This is a genomic window from Mesorhizobium sp. LSJC280B00, from assembly GCF_000502835.1.
In the GTDB taxonomy this organism is placed as follows: domain Bacteria; phylum Pseudomonadota; class Alphaproteobacteria; order Rhizobiales; family Rhizobiaceae; genus Mesorhizobium.
Map to the genome: position 1 here is coordinate 241,116 of NZ_AYVL01000001.1, position 18,574 is coordinate 259,689.

At 64.2% G+C, this 18,574-nt stretch carries 17 protein-coding genes; 9 read left to right on the forward strand and 8 right to left on the reverse strand.

Going from position 1 to position 18,574, the window contains the following annotated elements; all coding sequences use genetic code 11:
- Positions 1-65 precede the first annotated feature (65 nt).
- From guaD to add, 8 genes are all read right to left on the reverse strand, one after another.
- Positions 66-1,433, reverse strand: a complete 1,368-nt coding sequence (guaD, locus tag X773_RS41830; RefSeq protein ID WP_023674222.1) for a guanine deaminase — start codon at positions 1,431-1,433, stop codon at positions 66-68.
- Positions 1,434-1,533: 100 nt separating this feature from the next.
- Positions 1,534-2,397 carry an aromatic ring-hydroxylating dioxygenase subunit alpha gene (locus tag X773_RS41835; RefSeq protein ID WP_023674223.1) on the reverse strand — a complete coding sequence of 288 codons (864 nt, stop codon included), beginning with the start codon at positions 2,395-2,397 and terminating at the stop codon, positions 1,534-1,536.
- Positions 2,398-2,420: 23 nt separating this feature from the next.
- The gene (locus X773_RS41840) at positions 2,421-3,821 is read right to left on the reverse strand and encodes an 8-oxoguanine deaminase (RefSeq protein ID WP_023674224.1); all 1,401 of its coding nucleotides are present in this window, start codon (positions 3,819-3,821) and stop codon (positions 2,421-2,423) included.
- Between the two features lie 7 nt (positions 3,822-3,828).
- Positions 3,829-4,764 (reverse strand): ABC transporter permease, encoded by a 936-nt coding sequence (locus X773_RS41845; RefSeq protein WP_023674225.1) that lies wholly within the window; start codon positions 4,762-4,764, stop codon positions 3,829-3,831.
- Between the two features lie 10 nt (positions 4,765-4,774).
- Positions 4,775-5,827 carry an ABC transporter permease gene (locus X773_RS41850; RefSeq protein ID WP_023674226.1) on the reverse strand — a complete coding sequence of 351 codons (1,053 nt, stop codon included), beginning with the start codon at positions 5,825-5,827 and terminating at the stop codon, positions 4,775-4,777.
- A 2-nt stretch (positions 5,828-5,829) separates the two neighbouring features.
- A complete protein-coding gene (locus tag X773_RS41855) occupies positions 5,830-7,434 on the reverse strand; it encodes an ABC transporter ATP-binding protein (RefSeq protein ID WP_051406067.1) in 1,605 nt (534 codons plus the stop codon).
- A 116-nt stretch (positions 7,435-7,550) separates the two neighbouring features.
- Positions 7,551-8,672, reverse strand: a complete 1,122-nt coding sequence (locus tag X773_RS41860) for a BMP family ABC transporter substrate-binding protein (RefSeq protein ID WP_031211089.1) — start codon at positions 8,670-8,672, stop codon at positions 7,551-7,553.
- A gap of 27 nt (positions 8,673-8,699) precedes the next feature.
- Positions 8,700-9,740, reverse strand: a complete 1,041-nt coding sequence (add, locus tag X773_RS41865) for an adenosine deaminase (RefSeq protein ID WP_023674229.1) — start codon at positions 9,738-9,740, stop codon at positions 8,700-8,702.
- 223 nt (positions 9,741-9,963) lie between these two features.
- On the opposite strand from add, the gene X773_RS0137015 reads away from it, so the two are divergent.
- From X773_RS0137015 to X773_RS41905, 9 genes are all read left to right on the forward strand, one after another.
- The gene (locus tag X773_RS0137015) at positions 9,964-10,266 is read left to right on the forward strand and encodes a hypothetical protein (protein WP_023674230.1); all 303 of its coding nucleotides are present in this window, start codon (positions 9,964-9,966) and stop codon (positions 10,264-10,266) included.
- The gene (locus X773_RS41870; protein ID WP_023674231.1) at positions 10,263-10,985 is read left to right on the forward strand and encodes a Rieske 2Fe-2S domain-containing protein; all 723 of its coding nucleotides are present in this window, start codon (positions 10,263-10,265) and stop codon (positions 10,983-10,985) included. Before X773_RS0137015 ends, X773_RS41870 begins: the two co-directional genes overlap by 4 nt.
- Positions 10,982-11,617, forward strand: coding sequence for a glutathione S-transferase family protein (locus X773_RS41875; protein WP_023674232.1), 636 nt, complete (start codon positions 10,982-10,984; stop codon positions 11,615-11,617). The genes X773_RS41870 and X773_RS41875 overlap by 4 nt, the downstream gene beginning before the upstream one ends.
- A gap of 36 nt (positions 11,618-11,653) precedes the next feature.
- Positions 11,654-13,456, forward strand: a complete 1,803-nt coding sequence (locus X773_RS41880) for an adenine deaminase C-terminal domain-containing protein (RefSeq protein WP_023674233.1) — start codon at positions 11,654-11,656, stop codon at positions 13,454-13,456.
- On the forward strand, positions 13,457-14,377 hold the full coding sequence (locus X773_RS41885; RefSeq protein WP_031211097.1) for a LysR family transcriptional regulator: 921 nt from the start codon (positions 13,457-13,459) through the stop codon (positions 14,375-14,377).
- Positions 14,378-14,467: 90 nt separating this feature from the next.
- Positions 14,468-14,968: a thiamine pyrophosphate-binding protein gene (locus tag X773_RS41890; RefSeq protein WP_023674235.1), complete on the forward strand. Its 501-nt coding sequence runs from the start codon at positions 14,468-14,470 to the stop codon at positions 14,966-14,968.
- Entirely contained in the window at positions 14,965-15,573 is a 609-nt protein-coding gene (locus tag X773_RS41895; RefSeq protein WP_023674236.1) for a thiamine pyrophosphate-dependent enzyme, read from the forward strand. Before X773_RS41890 ends, X773_RS41895 begins: the two co-directional genes overlap by 4 nt.
- Before the next feature lie 7 nt (positions 15,574-15,580).
- The gene (locus X773_RS41900) at positions 15,581-17,149 is read left to right on the forward strand and encodes a GMC family oxidoreductase N-terminal domain-containing protein (RefSeq protein WP_023674237.1); all 1,569 of its coding nucleotides are present in this window, start codon (positions 15,581-15,583) and stop codon (positions 17,147-17,149) included.
- Positions 17,150-17,191: 42 nt separating this feature from the next.
- Positions 17,192-18,565, forward strand: coding sequence for an amidohydrolase (locus X773_RS41905; RefSeq protein WP_023674238.1), 1,374 nt, complete (start codon positions 17,192-17,194; stop codon positions 18,563-18,565).
- Positions 18,566-18,574 lie beyond the last annotated feature (9 nt).

Here is an 18,574-nt window from a genome sequence, read left to right on the forward strand (position 1 = left end):
ACGTGCCCCGACCGTAAGGAATAACACGGGAAGATTCCTGGTTCTCGGCACAGCCTCCCGTCCGCTTAGGCGAGAACAGCTCTCCCGCCGACCCAGACCGACGCGATGTTGGCCCTGGAAGCGGAGTAGACGATCTTCTGAAGGATGCCGTCGCCGTCGTCGAGTTCGTCCCACAGGTGAATTGTGCCTCTGGGCGCGGCGGTGTCGACCAGGATCGCATCGAAATGGTAGCCAGGCGAGAATCGCCCCACAGGCAAGCCGAGTGCCGCGCCACCGCCTGCCGTCGCCAGGTGGAAGGACTCGCGAAAGTCGACGCGTGCTGTTCCGGCCGTGCCGCGCGTCTCGGCCGCTAGCGCCGGGTCGGTGCCGGTTTCCAGCATGCGCGACGACATGACCGTCGCGCGCATCGCATCGAACATCGAGGCGCTCGGTCCCCCGGAAATGTCGGTGCCGAGCCCGACCTTGACACCCTTCTCGAGGGCCGCCCTCAACGGGAACACGGCGCCTGCGAAGTAGGCGTTGGAGACGGCGCAGTGCGCCACGGCCGCCTTGCGCACGCGGATCGTCTCCATGTCGGCAAGCGTAATGAAATTGGCGTGCGCGAGCACGCTGCCGGCGCGCAGCAGGCCAAAGCGATCAAGGCTAGACGTGTCGCTGATCCCGTGGCGCTGCAGCACGTAGCCATGCGCCCAGTCGCTCTCCGAGCAATGCGTCTGCACATGGCAGCCGCATTCCTGCGCAAGCGTGCCGAGCCCTTCGAGGGCGGCGTCGGTACAGGAGGGGATGAAGCGCGGCGTAATGACCGGCTTTACCCGTCCCGTGGCATTGTCTGGATGCCCATGCACGTAGTCGATCAGAGCGCGCGTGCCATCGATGGCCTCGTCCGCCGAGGTATCGCGATAATAGGCCGGGCACTCATCGGGATTGTCCATCGCCACTTTGCCGACCAGCGCACGTTGCCCGCGTTCGAGGCAAATGTCGACGAGCAGCCTTGTCGCGTCCTGGTGGATGGTTGCGAAGTAGAGCGCTGTGGTCGTGCCGTTAGCGATCAGGTCGTCGACCAGCAGGCCGTAGCTGCGCCGCGCGAAGGCGAGATCGGCGTAGCGCGCCTCCAGGGGAAACGTGTGTTTGTGGAGCCAGGCCTCGAGCGGCACGTCCAGAGCCCGGCCGAGCTGCGGATATTGTGGCGCGTGCACGTGAAGATCGACGAAGCCGGGCAGCAGATAACTCTGCGCCGGCAAGGTCGCCAGCGAACCGGTTCGGCGCGCGGCCTCCAGCGCCTCGTCATAGCCGGCATCATGCGGATGCAGCACCGAGGCGATGATGCCTGATTGATCGATTGCGATCAGGGCATGGCGCAACTCTTCCACGAGCCCGCGCTCCGGAGCGTGAAAGCCGCTGGCCAGAAGCGTCTTGCCGCTCAGGTCGCTCACCTGTCCTCCGCCGAAGAACAGCTACGCACTGCCGTCGCGAAGCGCCAGAGCGCGATTGCCCGTCCGTCGATGCCGATGACAATAGCGGAAGGGCTGCCGCTCATGCGGCTTGCGCCGTCGTGCCGTAGGTGATGCCCTTCTCCTTCAGCCAGCGGCGATAGGCGATCGACGAGCCGTCGGCCCGCGTCGGGATTTCCGCGCGCGGCTCGAGCGGCAAAAGAAGTGGCCGTTGGTTCTCCAGGATGATGCGGTCCTGCAGGAAGATAAGCTGCTGGAACTGCACAAGTTCGGTCGTGGTCGATACGTCGTCGATCAGGAACATGACGGGGTGCGCGCGGCAGCGGTCCGGATCGAGGGGCTGCACGAACAGACAGATCACGTCCCACCGGGTAGCCGCGTTGGGGCAGGTCTTGTAGAGCATCACCGCGAAAGGATTGGCGACCCGGTACATGTATTGGGTCATGATGCCGCCGGTCGCCGAGAGTGCCGCCTGCGGCTGGAAGAATTCGCAGTTGGTCGCCCACACCTCATCCACGTCGCGGCGGATTTCGGTTGTGTAATGCCGCACTTCCGTGTGCGGCTCGGCGCCCAATATGTCGGTATGGACGAAGGGGAAATGCGCCATGTCGAGGAAATTCTCGACGATGCGCAGGCCGGACGCCTTTACCGCGATCGCTCCGCAAACGACAGGCCGGCGATCGTCCTCATAGGCCTCCGGGATCGACAGCACATCGCCGGCCGGCATGCCGAGCGTGATCCATAGATAGCCGTAGCGTTCCCTGGCCGGGACTTGGCTGCCGTCGCCGGCACGCGACACATTGACCGCGCCTGCCGTATCGCGGGCTACCAACAGATCGATGCCCAGAAGCCGGTTCGCCATCGTGCCGACCGGAATCTCGTTCAGCGCGTCAATGCAATACCATTGATCGAGGGCCGCCTGCTCCGCAGCTCGCTTAATGGTCATTGTTGCGTCCTTCCTGTGCTATCTCACTGCCGATAGATGCGGTCCATCACAGCCCGGTGGTCGGCCATCGCCGCCTCGACATCGAAAGAGGCGAAGTCACCTCTCGCGATAATCTGCCGGCCGTTGATGTAGGAATAGTCGACCTTGAAGGGTCCGCAAAGCACCAGCGCGGCGAGCGGGTCGCGCTCGGTGCCGGAAAGGCCGAGTTGGCTGCGTTTGACCGCGATGAAGTCGGCGCACATGCCGGGCGCGAGATGGCCGATGTCATTGCGACCGAGCAGGGCAGCGCCGCCGCGCGTCGCCATTTCGAGGGCCTCGCGCGCGGACAGCGCCGTCGGCGTGCCGCCGAAACCGCCGCGGCCGCCGGGCTTTTCGGAGAGGTAGTGGTGCGGCGCGACACGCTGAAGCATCAGCGCCAGCCGCGCTTCCATGAACAGGTTCGACGTGTCGTTCGAGGCCGAGCCGTCGACGCCAAGGCCGACCTTCACGCCCTTGTCGAGCATCTCGCGGATCTTCGCGATGCCCTGGCCGCAGCGCATGTTAGCCGACGGGCAATGGGCGACCCCGGTGCCGGTTTCGGCGAAGCGGTCGATCTCGTCGCTGGTCATGAAAATCGAGTGGGCGAACCAGACGTCGTCACCGAGCCAGCCGACGGATTCGGCGAACTCGACCGGCCGCTTGCCATAGATTTCGAGGCAGTACTTCTCCTCGAAAAGCTCTTCGGCAAGGTGCGAATGCAGGTTCACGCCCTTGTGGCTGCGCGCCAGCGATGCCGCATCGCGCATCAACTCCGGAGTCACCGAGAACGGCGAGCAAGGAGCCAGGATGATTCGGCTCATCGAATGTCGCGACGCGTCGTGATAGCTGCCGATCAGCCGTTCGGCATCCTTCAGGATATCCTCTTCCTTTTCGACGCAGCGATCCGGCGGCAAGCCGCCCTGGCTTTCGCCGCGCGACATGGCTCCACGCGCAGCGTGGAAACGCAGACCGATATCGCGGGCCGCACCGATCGTCGCGTCGAGCGTGCAATTGTTGGGCAAGATGTAGAGGTGATCGGAGCTGGTCGTGCAGCCCGAATGGATGAGCTCGGCCATCGCTACGCGCGCCGAGACGCCTATGGCATCGTCGTCGAGCTCGGCCCAGATCGGATAGAGCGTCTTCAGCCAGACAAGCAGCTCGTCGTTCTGAGCCATCACACGGGTGAGATTCTGGTACATATGATGATGCGTGTTCACCATGCCCGGCATGACCACATGGCCCGATAGGTCGAGCACCTCGTCGGCACTGGAGGCACTGAGTTCCGCGGTGGTGCCGACCGCTTCGATGACGTTGTCGTCGATCAACAAGGCGCCGTCGGAAATCTCGCGGCGCGTACCATCGAAGGTGGCGAGCAGATCGATGTTCTTGACAAGCAGGCGGGGCATGATGGTCTCAACGCATGTCGCGGAAATAGGGTTCGCCGAGAGCAGCCGGCGCGGCCATTACCCGGCGCATGCGCTGCCAGGCAAGCACCGGCACGATGATCAGGGCGATCGTGCCGAGATAGGGCAGCATCGACAGGATCGGCGCCGCGATCGGCCAGTTGCGTGCTTGGCCGACGAAGCCGAGAGAGGTGATGAGACCGAACAGCAGAGCGGCCAGCACGGCGTTGAGGGGCCGGTAGCCTGCGAAGATGACGAGAGAGACGGCAATCCAGCCGCGGCCGGCCACGACGCCTTCCGACCAGGAGGGAACGAAGGCAAGCGTGAGGTAAGCGCCGGCGCCGGCCGCCAGCGCCGAGCCCGCGGCGACATACCAGAAGCGGATGCTTTGCACCGAAATGCCGGCGGCGTCGGCTGCCGCGGGGTTTTCGCCCACCGCGCGCATGTTCAGCCCGTGGCGCGTGCGGAACATGATGTAGTGCAGCACAACCGGCAGGACGATGTAGATCAGGTAGACAAGGATGTTCTGCGTGAAGATCGCGCGACCGAGCAGCGGGATGTCGCTAAGATAGGGAATAGCGATCGGCGCGAAGGTCGCCGGCGCCGGCATGCCGGAATAGGCGCGACCGATCGTTGCGGCCATGCCGGTGCCCATCAGCGTCAGCGCCAGGCCGCACAACACCTGGTTCGCTTTGACGACGACGGTGCCAAGAGCGAAGACGCAGCCAACGAGGAAACCGACGGCAAGCGCAAGGACGAAGCCGAGCATAGGGTGCGGCGTGGCGACGACGACCGCGATGCCAGTGATTGCACCGAGCGCCATAAGCCCTTCGACGCCGAGATTGACGACGCCGGCGCGCTCGGAGAGCGTCTCGCCCAGCGCCGCCAGCGCCAGCACGCCGCCGGCGAGAATGGAGGTCTGGATCAGTCCGGCGATCATGTCCATGGGTGTTTCCTCAGCTCGCGGCCGGTTCGGTCCGCGTGATGCGGTAGTGAGCGAGTTCGTTGCCGATCGCCGTGAAGAACAGGATCAGTCCGGTGATGGCGAGCACGGCCGAGACGGTGATGCCTTGCGTCTGCAGGATGATGCCCGAATTCAGGATGACGCCCATCAAAGCCGCGCCTGCGAGCACGCCAAGTGAGGAACCGCGCGCCAGCACCGCGACCATGATGCCGAGATAGCCGAAATTGTTGGAGATGCCGCCCTGCAGGCGATGCACCGTGCCAGCTACTTCCAGCATACCGGCGATGCCGGCGATCGCTCCCGACATCAGCAGGATGACGATCAGGCGGCGGCGGAACGGCATGCCCGCATAAAGCGCCGCGCTTGGATTCGACCCAGCGATCCTTACCTCGTAGCCCCAGCGCGTGTAGTTGAGCAGTCCTGCGATGACAAAGGTGAGCAGGATCGCCAGCGGGAAACCGTAGTGCACGATACCCCAGAATTCAGGCACGTCATGCGGCAGACGTGCGGTGGTCGCGAGCGCATGGCCGCTCGGGTCGAGCCATGGGCCGGTGGCGACGTAATAAACCATCAGCGTCGCCACGAAATTCAGAAGCAGGGTGGTGATGAGTTCGCTGACATCGGCGTAGGCGCGCGCCAGCGTCGGCACCAGTATCCAGAGCAGCCCGCCGAGCGCGCCAGCGGTGAACATAACAGGCAGGATCAGCCAGGTCGGGCCGGGAATGAACAGCGCGACCGCCGTGGCGCTGAAGGCGCCGGCATAGAATTGGCCCTCCGCGCCGATGTTCCAGGCGCCGATTCTCAGCGCTACCCAGACCGACAGGCCGGTCAGGATCAGGGGAGTGACCAGAAGTCCGACGTCTTCCAGCCCGAAGCTCGAGCCAAAAGTCGAGCTGAGCACCTCCCAGGCGAGTTCGACGGGAGCATTGCCGCGAGCGGCCAGAACCAGGCCGGCGACCCCCAGCGCCAGCACGATCGCCAGGGCACGTGCCGCAAAGGCAACGGAGGGCTGCGCGGATGGAACGCGCTGAAACTTGATCGCCAAGGTCAGTGCTTCCCGGCAGCGGCCTGGGCGCCAGCACTGGACCGCATCTGCCCGCCCATCATCAGGCCGATTTCCTCGATGTCGGTGGAGGCAGTCTCCACCGCGCCCATGATCTTGCCATGGAACATCACGGCGATGCGATCCGACAGGTTGAACAGCTCTTCCAGCTCCTCGGAAATGAAGAGCACACCGACGCCGGCATCGCGCAATTCGACGAGGTAGTGCATCATCGTGTTGATCGCTCCGACATCGAGGCCGCGGCTCGGATAGGCGGCGATCAGAACCTTGCTTGCGATGCGCATCTCGCGGCGTGCGACGAGGCGCTGCTGATTACCGCCGGAAAGGTTGCGCATGGGCATGCCGAAATCGGGCACCGCAACGGATGCCGCTTCGGCGATCGTGCGTGCGAGAGCAGCCGCAAGGCGCGGTCGGAACACGAAGCCTTTTGAAACAGGCGCCGTCGCATATTCGCGGATTATGGCGTTGTCGGTGATTGAAAGCGCCGGCGCCAGGCCGCTGTGCAGCCGGTCTTCGGGAATGTGGCCGACGCCGAACTTCGCGTAATCGACCGCGCCGGCGGTCGTGACGTCCTTTCCGCCGAGCAGTATCTGGCCGGAATGGATCAGCCGTAAGCCGGTGACGGCCTGGGTCAGCTCCTTCTGGCCGTTGCCGGCCACACCGGCGATGCCGACAATCTCGCCGGCATGGATGTCGAGCGAAACCTCGTCGAGAAGGATGCCGCCCACGTCGTCACGCGCGACGACAGATTTGAGGCTGAGCACCGGCTCGGCGGAGATGCCGGCCGCGCCTGGCTGCCTGGCACGCAGATTGCTAAGCACGATCTCACGGCCAACCATCAGGCGCGCCAGCATCTTCTCGCCGCAGTCCGCAGTCTTTTCGGTGGCCACCTTGCGGCCGCCGCGCAGCACGGTGATGCGGTCGGATATCTCCAGCACCTCGTCGAGCTTGTGGCTGATGAAGACCACCGCATTGCCCCGGGACACGAACTGCTTGAGCGCCTTGAAGAGCTCGCGCGCTTCCGCCGGAGTAAGCACTGCAGTCGGCTCGTCGAGGATCAGAACGCGAGCGTTGCGCGCGAGCACGCGTAGGATTTCCACGCGCTGCTGCTCGCCGGTCGAAAGATCGGCGACGCGCGCGGATGGCCGTACCGCGAGGTTCAGCTTCTCGGCCAGTGCGGCAGTCCGCGCCTCGAGCACCGACGAGCCAATACGCTTGGGCGTTTCGGACCAGCCGAGATGAATATTCTCGGCGACCGTGAAGGCGGTCACCAGCTTGAAATGCTGGTGGACCATACCAATACCGGCGGAGATCGCATCGACTGGAGATGCGAAACGTTTGGCATAGCCGTCGACGACGATCTCACCGGCATCCGGCTGATAGATGCCGGTGAGGATGTTCATCAAGGTCGACTTGCCGGCGCCATTCTCGCCGAGCAAGGCGTGGATCTCCCCCGGCATCACGTCCAGGTCGACATCCTGGTTGGCAACGACGCCGGGGAAATATTTGCTGATGCCCTTGAGCAGCACGAGCGGCGGCGCGCCGGAGCCAGGCTCGTAACGCCCCGGGGAGGTGGACGGCACCTCCATGCCGCCGTAGCGGTGCTCACTCGAAGCATGATGAACTGGAACAAAATCATTCATCCCGCTTAGCGCTTTGCCTTCTGCCCGCATAGTCTATCCGAAAACTCTGCAATCTTTCGGGATCACGCTTGGAGGCCGCTGACGCCTTCGATCGACCAATCCCAGTTGTAGAGTTCCTCTTCGGTCATGCGATGGCCGGCAGCCACCTTGACGTTGCCCTTGGTGTCCTTGATCTCGCCCTCGAACGGGCTCCAGCCGCCGAGAATCTTGTCGCGCACGGCATCGGCCTGCTTTGCGACCTCGGTGGGCACCGTCTCGCCCCAGGCATCGCGGTCGATACCGCCGCCCATCGGCAGGATGGTCTGCGAGGGCGTCCACTTGCCTTCGAGGCGCAGGCGCACCTGGTCGACATAGAATTTCTTGAAGTCGATGGCGATCGAGGAGACGTAGGCCTTCGGCCCATAGCGGCGGATGTCGGTATTCCACATCACGGCCTTCGCGCCGCGCTGCTCGGCCACCTGCAGATAGCCTGCTTCGTCCATGATGCCGAACAGAAGGTCGGCGCCGTTGTCGATGAGTGCGGTGCCGGCCTGGGTGGCAGCCTGCGGATCGAACCACGAATTGATGACGATGGTCTGCATCGTGGCGTTGGGATTGACCGAACGGGCGCCCATCAGGAAGGCATTGGTGCCGGAAAAGACCGACGGAACAGGGAAGGAGGCGACGTAGCCGAGCTTGCCGCTCTTGCTCATCAGGCCCGCGGCGACACCGGTGACGTAGGTCGGGTACCAATGGGCGAGATAGTAGGTCGAGAGATTTTCGAGCGGGTTGCGGCCATCGCATTCATAGAAGGCGACGTCCGGCGAACGCTTGGCCACGTCGTAGAGGAAGTCGCCATAGTTGGAGGTGGCAAACACCATGTTGGCACCTTCCGAGACGAACTGGCGGAAGGTGCGGGTCGCGTCGGCCGAATAGGGGATGCTTTCGACGAACAGCGTCTTCAGCTTCGGGAACGCTTCCTGCACGGCCTTCATGCCCTGGTCGTGGCTCCAGGTCCAGCCTTCATCGGTCACCGGACCGGTGTGGCCGAAGGCGATGACCGCGTTTTCCTCGGCGACGGCGGCGAGCGGCGTCTGTGCATGGGCGGGCGTGATAAGGCCGGATTTCGGCAGGAGCAGCGAGGCGCCGGCTGCGGCGCCCATGTTGAGGAAGCCTCGGCGGGAGAGATTGCGCAGGTCGATCATGCTTCGGTCCTTTGTTCCGTGTCGTGTTCAGTTCGGGAGAGACAGTTCGGTTTCCATGAGGCGGTCGATTTCTGCCGACCAGTCGGCCAGCCATGCCTGCTTGATGTCGTCGTCGAGCCATGCTGCGGACAGGCCAGCCAGCGCGATCCGCTTCAGTGCCGGCGGCCCGAGCGCAAAATTTTCGGCGATCAGCGCGTATTCGCGGTCGAGTGTCGTGGCGAACATGGGCGGATCGTCGGAGTGGATCGTCACGGTAAGCCCGGCCTCGATCATGCGGCGGATCGCGTGGTCGGGCGCGGAAAGGTCACGCCAGACGGTGGTGGCCAGCGTCGTGCTCGGACAGCAGGTGAAGACGATGCCCATCTCCCTGCACTGTGCCATCAGCGCCGGGTCGTCGACGACATGGTAACCGTGGTCGACCCGTCCCAGGCCGAGAATGTCGATGGTGTCGCGGACGTAGCCCGCCGGGCCATCCTCGCCCGCATGGTTGGTGACATTGAGCCCGGCAGCCCGCGCTCGCTCGACGATGCGCGCAAACATCGGCGGTGGGTTCGGGCGTTCGTCGTAATCGAAGCCGATGCCGATCACCTCAGCCGGGCGCTCGGCCAGAACCATGTCCAGGAAGCGCTCGCCACCTGCCGCGCCGAGCGGCTTCGCATGCGCCGGTATCAGCTTTGCTATAAGCCCATAGCGCTCCTTTGCGCGGTGAAAGCCGTCGAGGATGCCTTCGAGCATAGTCGAATAGGCCACGCCATGAGCCAGATGCGCATGCGGGCTGAAGAACAGTTCGACGTAGCGCGCACCGGCCTTCGCGCAGCGCTCCAGTGCCTCGAAGGTGATGCGAGAGAAATCGTCCGCAGTCCTGATCGAGGCGCAAACCAGATCGTAAATCTTCAGGAAATCCAGCAGGTTGCCGTAGCTGTAGAGCTCCGATGTCGATCTGCCGTCCGGCAGCGACACCGCGTTTAGCGCCGCCAGCTCGGCGAATGTCTCTGTGGAGACGGCACCCTCGAGGTGCAAGTGCAACTCGACCTTGGGTATAAGCTGAATGAAACTTGACAACGACATCGACGCTCACCCGCCCGGACCGGCAATCCCAAGCCGCACCTGGTTTTCTTGGGCGACGGACGGCTGCCGAGTTGTTCGATAATCGCGGTTTTTTCCAACTGTCCGATCACCTGATACGCAACAGATGTCAGGGAAACGGGGCTTGCACAAGCCAAAAAATGATGCCTAACTAGACACATTCTAAAACTGCTTAAAAAATGTGCAGTCCGGGAGAAATATAGGCATGAAGCACCTACCGGAAGCGCAGAACCTTGCGCCTCCGCCTCAAACAACGCGCCTGCGCTTCGTCGGCCAACTGGTGTCGTCGAGCTTTAGCGAGTTCGCCGACAGGCGTGCCGCTCGGCTCAATCTCGATCTGCTGGTGCACGAAGCCGCGGACGATTTTTTTGTCGTCCAGGTTTCGGGCCAGCCCGATCTCATCGATGCCTTCGAGATGGCATGTAGCCTGGGACCAATCGACTGTCTGGTGATGGACTGCGAACGGGCCGAAATTCGGGGATATTCCAGAGAGGAAGACGCAGGATGACGATACAGGCTGGATGGCACCCAGTGGCGCTGTCGGGATCGATCGAGCCGGGCAGTTCGGCCGGGATCCGCCTTGGCGGAAACGAACTGGTGGTGTGGCGCGACAACAGCGGCGCAGCGCATGTGTGGGAGGATCGCTGCCCGCATCGCGGCATGAAGCTGAGCTTCGGTTTTGTCCGCGGCGACCATATCGCCTGCCTTTATCACGGCTGGCAGTACGACACGGCCGGCCAGTGCCGATACATTCCGGCCCACCCCGATCTCAGGGTGCCGGCGTCCATTACCGTGTCGGTCTACAGCACGGCCGAGGCGGCTGGCATGATCTGGACGACGCTGGACCCGGCAGCAGCATTGCCTGAACTGCCTGCCTTGCCAGAGGAGGTGGTGCCGGTCCGCAGCCTGTATCTCGACTGTTCCGCCGGGATGGTGATCGATGTCGTGCAGGCCATGCCGCCCACATCTTCCTCCGGCGGATCCGGGCTCGCTGATCTGAAGGCGCTGAGCGGGACGCTGTTCAGCCTGAAGGTCGGCGAAGAGACGCTGCTTCTTGGCCTGCAAGAGCTGACCGGCAAACGATCGGCCCTGCATGTCGTGATTGACGGACCGGCGGCAAAATATGCCGGCAAGGGACAGGAACATTTCTTCGCTTGGACGAGTGAACTGCGCCACCACCTCGAGACCGGGCGTGCCGGCGCGACCTCGACGACGCGGGCCGCATGATGGCGAGGATCACGCTATACAACTACGAGCTGGACGAAAGCTGCTACAAGGTGCGGCTGGCGCTTTCCATGCTTGGCCTGGAATGGCAGACCGTCGCAGTCGATGCATTTCCGGGGGCGGAGCAGAAGACGCCGCCATTCCTGGCCATGAACCCGGCGGGCAGCCTGCCCATTCTCCGCGACGACGAGATGACGATGTTCGGCGCCGAGTCCATCATCGCCCATCTGGCGCGCAGCCACGATTCAACGGGTGCATGGCTGCCGGCGGATGGTGCGGATTTCGCCAAAGTGATGCAGTGGCTTTTCTTTGCTGCCGGCGATCTCGGCGTTGCCGGCGCCGCGCGCCGCCATGCCATGTTCGGTGCCGCCGGCGACGAGGCTGCGTTGCGTGCCGGTGCCGCGCAAGCGCTCCGCGCCATGGACGACCATATGACCGCGCGGGGTTTCGAGAAAAAAGAATGGTTCGCTGCGCACCGCCCGACCATCGCCGACATCGCGCTTTTTCCGGCTTTTGCGCTGAGCCGCGATTTCGGCGTCGACCATGACGAGTATCCGGCGCTGCGCCGCTGGGCGCGTCGCTTCCGCGCGCTTCCCGGCTTCATGACCATGCCGGGCATCCCCGATTACCATTGACGCCCAAAATTCAACGAGGACGAGGCTAGCAACAGAATGACCTCTCTCACGCGCTTTTCCGTCCAGCCGCTCTCGTCCATGACCCGGCGGCTGGCCGGCGTCGCTTCCGGGCGAGCCGATCCCGATCTGGTCATTGCCGGCGCACGCGTGTTGTCGACCTATTCGGAGCGCCTGCTTCCAGGCCGCGAGATCTGGTTGTCGGGAGGGCGGATCGCCGCAGTGAAGCCGGCCGGCACTTATAAGGGCGGCAGCGCCAGGATATATGACGCCAGGGGCGGCATCGTCGCCCCCGGCCTGGTCGATCCGCACATCCACATCGAATCCTCGATGGTGACGGCCTGCGCCTATGCCGAGGCGGCGCTGCTCAACGGCACCACGACCCTCTTCTGCGACAGCCACGAGATCGGCAACGTCATGGACGTTGCTGGCATCGAGGCGATGCTGGAGGACGCGCGCCTGGCGCCGTTGTCCATTTTCCTGACGGTACCGAGCACCGTCCCGGCGACATCGTCGTTGCTGGAAACGGCCGGCGGCGACCTGACAGCCGAGAAGATCGGCGCATTGTTCGACAAATGGCCGGAAGCCGTGGCGCTCGGCGAGAAGATGGATTTCGTGCCAGTGGCTATGGGCGATGAACGCAGCCATGCCATCCTCGCTGCGGCGCTGAAACGCGGCCGCCCGGTATCGGGACACGTCTATGGACGCGAATTCGTGTCGGCCTATGCGGCGTCCGGCGTCACCGACACCCATGAGGCGATCGACCGCGAGATCGCCGACGACATGCTCGAAGCCGGCATCTGGCTGTTCCTGCGCGGCGGCCCGCCGACGACGCCGTGGCACAGCCTGCCCGCAGCGATCAAGACGATCACGGAACTCGGAGCCTCGCACAAGCGCATCGCGGTCTGCACCGACGACCGCGATGCTGACGACCTGATGCTCTTCGGCCTTGACTGGGTGACGCGCGAGGCGATGAAGGCCGGCATGACGCCGGAGCAGGCCTGGTCTATGGGCTCACTGCATGGCGCGACGCGCTTCGGCATGGAAGGCGAAATCGGAGGCCTCGGTGGTGGCCGCCGTGCCGACCTGGTGCTGCTCGACGACGGCTTCGATCCCGTCAGCACGTGGTATGGCGGCGAACTCGTCGTCGATGGCGGCAAGATCACGCCGCTGCTCGACCAGGCCCTCTCGACCCGCTACCGCTATCCGGACGCGGCCTACTACACAGTGAAGTTGCCGAAGCAGATCAAGCTGACGCCGGACCTGCCAACCGGCAAGGTGGTGGCGCATACCATCCGCACCGAATTGCCGGGGATCACGCTCGGCCACCAGAAGATCACGCTCGATCCGGCCAACGACTGGCAGAACCATTTCGACCGCCACGGCCTGTGCTTCGTCACTATGGTCGAGCGCCATGGCAAGTCGGACGGCAACGTCGCCTACGGGCTGCTCAGCAATTTCACGCTGCGACGCGGCGCCGTCGCATCGTCTGTTGGTCACGACAGCCACAACATCATCATCGCCGGCCTCAACGAGGCCGACATGCAGGTGGCGCTGCGGGCGATCGAGGAAACGCAAGGCGGCGTCTGTGTCGTCGTCGACGGCAAAGTGACTGCCATGGTTGAACTGCCGATCGCCGGCCTTTTGTCCGACAAGCGCGTCACTGAGGTCGCGGAGGAGGTGAAGATCCTCAAACGGGAATGGGAGGCGGCCGGCTGCTGCATTCCCTATATGGGCTTCAACCTCATCCCGCTCTCGGTCATCCCCGAAATCCGTATCACCGACAAAGGTCTCGTGCTGGTGCCGGAAATGGAGATCGTCCCCGCCTTCGAGGCCGCCTGAGTGGATCCCTTCCGACTTGGGCTGGTCTCACCGCGCATTCATTATTTCCAAATGGTCGCGCGGCTGGGCTCGGTTCGCCAGACCGCGCAGGCGCTCAACGTGGCGCCATCCTCCATCAGCCGCGTCATCAAGGGTCTGGAGGACGAACTGGGCACGCCGCTCTTCGAGCGTGTGCGCCAGCGACTGAAACTGACCAGCGCAGGCGAGCTTCTGCTCTACCACGCGCGTCAGAGCATCACCGAGTTGGCGCGCGCCTCGTCCGAGATCAACGATCTCAGTGGCCTCAACCGCGGCTCGTTGTCCGTGGCAATCGTGGAGAGCGCGGCGCGCGGGCTGGTGCCGAACGCGCTGAAGGAATTCTGGAAACGCCACCCGCAGATCTCGGTCGATGTGCATGTCGCCGGGTCGCAGCGGGCCTGCGATGCAGTTGCCGACGGCGAATGCGATCTGGCGCTTGCTTTCGACGTGCGCGTGCCGCGCAACGTGCGCAAGATCGCGAGCATGCCTCTGCCGCTCGGCGTCGTCGCTCATCCGGACAGCCGCCTTGCCGGCCGCAAGGAAGTGAAGCTGTTCGATCTTGCCGGCGAACAGGTCATCGTCTCGGACAACAGCCTTGCTTTGGGCATTTCGATCGACGATGCGATCGGGCGTTCCATGATCGACATCACGCGACGGTCGCGGACCAACTCGATCGGACTGATGACCGAGATGGTGCGCCTCAACCTCGGCGTGGTGCTTCGCACCAAGCTCGGCATCGAACCGGAAGTGGCTGACGGATCGATCGTTTTCGTGCCGTTGCGCGATTCGCGCATGAACCCGCACCGGCTGATGCTGCTCGCCCGGCTGGAACGCGAAATGTCGGATGCGGCCTCCGCATTCGCGGCGCTGCTGGCCCGCATGGTCGAGGCGTTGCATGGTTAGTTGTTGCACTTTGCGCATCGATAAAGAGAGTAATTTGTCCCTATCTCGAACAACTGAGCTTTGCGAGACTTCCCGGCCGAAGGGGATGTCATGAAGCAGAGTGCGGTCGACGCGGTCATTCGGGGGCTTAAGCGGGCGGGAGTGAGCATCGTCTGCTACCTGCCCGATTCGCTGTTCAAGGAGCTCTACCCGGCGCTTGATGCCGATCCGGATATCCGCACGATCCGCGTCACCAACGAGGGTGAGGGCGCGGCGATCTGCGGCGGGGTCTTCCTGTCGGGCAAGCGCGCGGCGCTGGTCATGGAAAATTCCGGCTTGCGCGCCTCGGTCGAGCCGCTGGCCCGCATGGGCCTTGGAGCCGGCATCCCGGTCGTGATGCTGATGAGCTATCGCGGCGAGCTCGGAGAGAACAACTGGTGGGCTATTCCGCATGGCATCACCATGGAGCCGGTGCTGAACGCGCTGCGCGTGCCGTACCGGATCGTCACCGAGGAGGCGAAGATCGAGCGCGCCATCGTTGACGCCTATTCCTGGTCTTATGCGTCCTACTACCATTCGGCCGTGGCGCTCGGCGGCGAGGTGGTGCGATGAAACGCTTCGACTGCATGAAGGCTCTTGCCGCGCGGCTGAAGGATGAGCTGGTGATCCTTTCGCTCGGCGGCAGCGTCGACGAGTGGTACAACGCCGCGCCGCATATGCGCGAGGCGAGCCTGTTCCAGCAGCAACTCGGCTGCGTCACGCCGCAGGCCTTCGGGCTCGCCGCCGGCCTGCCGCACCGCCGCGTCGTTTCGCTTGATACGGATGGCGGCCTGCTCTTCAATCTAGGCATCCTGGCCACGCTCGGCAACGAACAACCGAAAAACCTCTTCATCGTGGTCTGGGACAATGAGTGCTACCAGTCGATCGGCGGCCCGCCGACGCATACGGCGCTGGGCCGCGTCGACCTTGCCGCGATCGCGCGCGGCGCCGGCGTCGAGAACGCCCATACGGCGCGCACCGTGGAGGAGTTCGACGCGCATTGCGCGAGGGGGCTCGCCTTGGACGCTCCCTATTTGGTGGTCGCCAAGGTCTCGGGAACGGTTCAGCCGGACATCAAGCGCAAACACAGCGACGGCCGCGAGGACAAGTATATCTTCGTCCGCCACGTCGAGGCGAGCGAAGGCATCGTCATCATGGGCCCGAGCGAGCACAACTGACGAGATCATGGGCACCCTCGGACCTGTCGTCCCCCGACGCGCGCTCAAACCCAGCTACGACTACGTCGTGGTCGGCTCGGGTTCCGGTGGCTGTGCGGTGACGCGGCGGCTGGTCGATGCCGGCGCCGACGTCCTCCTGATCGAAGCCGGCACGACGGGTCTTGGGATTACGGAAATCGACGACCCCGGCAAATGGGTGCCGCTTGGCCGCGGCACCTATGACTGGGGCTACGACTATGCTCCGACACCGCGCGTGAACGGCCGTACCATCGGCATCCCGCGTGGTCGCCTGCTGGGCGGCTCAAGCGCTATCAACGCGATGATGTGGTATCGCGGCCATCCACATGATTACGATGCCTGGGAGGTTGGCGGCGCCAAGGGCTGGAGCTTCGCCGACGTGCTGCCCTATTTCCGGCGCTGCGAGGACTGGCGCGATGGTGCAAGCGAGTTTCGCGGTGCGGGTGGTCCGCTCCGTGTCGAGCGGCCGGCGGCACTGCACCCGGTCGCGCAGGCGCTGATCGATGGCGCGGCCGAGATCGGCATCCCCGTAATCGACGATCCCAACGGCCCCAGCAACGAGGGGGCGGCGGCCGCGAATTTCAACATCTGCGACGGCAAGCGCTGGAGTTCGGCGACGGGCTATCTCGTGCCTATACTCGATCATCCGATGCTGACGGTGCTGACCGGTTCCGCGGCCATCGGCCTGACGGTCGAAGGCAGCCGATGCGTCGCGGTCCAGCACCTCGTCGGCGGCGAAATCCGCGAAACACGCGCGCGCGAGAGCATCGTGCTCGCGGCCGGTGCCATCGACACGCCGCGCATGCTGATGCTGTCGGGCATCGGCGATCCGCTCGAACTGAAGCGCCTTGGCATTGCGCTCGTTTGCGCCCTGCCGGGCGTCGGCCGGAACCTTCAGGATCATCCGCTGGCGCAGGCCTGCGTCTTCCGCGCGAAACGACCGATCGGACCGATAGTGGGCAATGGCGGTGGCTCGATGGTCAACTGGAAGTCGCGGCCGGACCTGCCGCAGCCCGACCTGCATGCCTTCCCCGTCCAGGGCAACAGCGCCGAACCGGCGATCCGCGCGCGCTACGATCTATCCGGCGATGTCTTTTCCTTCGGTGCGGGCCTGATGCGCTCGAAGAGCGTCGGGCACTTGAAGTTGCTCGACGGCAAGCCCGGCGGGCCGCTCGAAATCCAACCGAACTTTCTGGCGGAACCGGAAGATCTCGACGCCATGGTCACTGCGGTCGAGATGGTGATGGAGATGGCGGCTGCAAAGGCGAACGCCGGTCTCTTCAGCAACTTTGCCGCACCTGACCGCCGACTGACCCGCACCGAGACCATCGCCTTCATCCGCGAGGCGTGCTCGACGTTCTTCCACACCTGCGGAACCGCCAAGATGGGCGAGGACGCGATGGCCGTCGTAGACAGCCGTCTCGCCGTGCACGGGCTGGACGGCCTGCATGTCGCCGATGCCTCGGTGATCCCGACGATCCCGACCTGCAACACCCACGCGCCCGCCACGATGATCGGCGAGCGCGCCGCCGATTTCCTGCTCGCGGCGGCAGCTTGAGGATGTCATGACCGACGGACCGCACACGGAGTACCACCCTCGATGACCCAAGGCCTCATCCTTGCTGCCGACACGCTGCTCACCATGGATGAAGATAACCACGTGTTGCCTGATGGCGCCGTGCTGGTCGAGGATGGTCGTATCGCCGCGGTCAGCGCACTCGCAGCATTGCGCGCTGCGTATCCGGCCGTGGCCGTGAAGAAGCTCGACAATGCGGTGCTTTTGCCCGGGCTGGTCAATGCGCATGCGCATTCCGGTTTTCTGCGCGGCACGGCGGAGCAGCTGCCGGTCTGGGACTGGCTGACGCTCCATATCAATCCGATGCATCGCGTGCTGCAGCCGCACGAGGCCGAGGCGGCATCGTGGCTCTGCTACGCGGAATCCGTGCTCGGCGGCACGACCACCGTCGTCGACATGTGGCGGTTCATGGAAGGCAGCGCCAGGGCGGCCGAGGCGATCGGCAACCGCCTGGTCGCCGTGCCTTACGTCGGCGAGCATCCCGACTACAACTACTTCGACACGCTCGACATGAACGAGGCGATGATCGAGGGCTGGCATCGCAAGGCGGGCGGCCGCATCAATGTGTGGGTCGGGCTGGAGCATCTGTTTTATGCCGACGAGACCGGCCAACGCAGGGCGATCGAACTCGCAAGGAAACACGACACCGGCTTCCACACGCATTGCAGCGAGGCCGAGATCGAGATCGCGGAATTTAAGCGGCGCTACGGCAAACGCCCGATGTTCGCGCTGGACGACCTTGGCTTCTTCGAAACGCCGCGCGCCATGATCGCCCACGCCGTCTGGCTCGATCGAGAAGAGATCGAGCTTATTTCCAAGCGCCGCGTTTCGGTGGCCCACAATCCTGTTTCCAACATGAAGCTGGCAAGCGGCATCGCGTTGGTGGCCGAGATGCTGAAGGCCGGCGTGCCTGTCGGGATCGGCACCGACGGCGAGAAGGAGAACAACAATTTCGATATGTTCGAAGAGATGAAGGTGACTTCGCTGCTGGGCAAGCTGAAGGACTTCGACGCCGCCGCCATGGATAGCTGGCAGGTGCTGCGCATGGCCACCATTCTCGGCGCCAGGGCGATCGGCCTCGACCACGAGATCGGCTCGATCGAAGTCGGCAAGCGCGCCGACATTATCGCGGTCCGCACCGATACGCCGCGCATGACGCCGGTCTTCCGCGACGGACCTTATTTCAACTTCCATCACAATCTTGTCCACGCCGTGCGCGGCAGCGACGTGTCTTTGACGATGGTCGATGGCGAGATCCTGGCCGAGGACGGCGTGCTGCGCACCGGCGACCTGCGCGAGATCATCGCCGAAGTCCATCGCGTCGCGCCTGGCCTGTTCGCCCGGCGCGCCGCTTTCCTTGCCCAGAATTCCGGCGGCAGCCTGCAATGGACCCAATAGGGCGGGCCT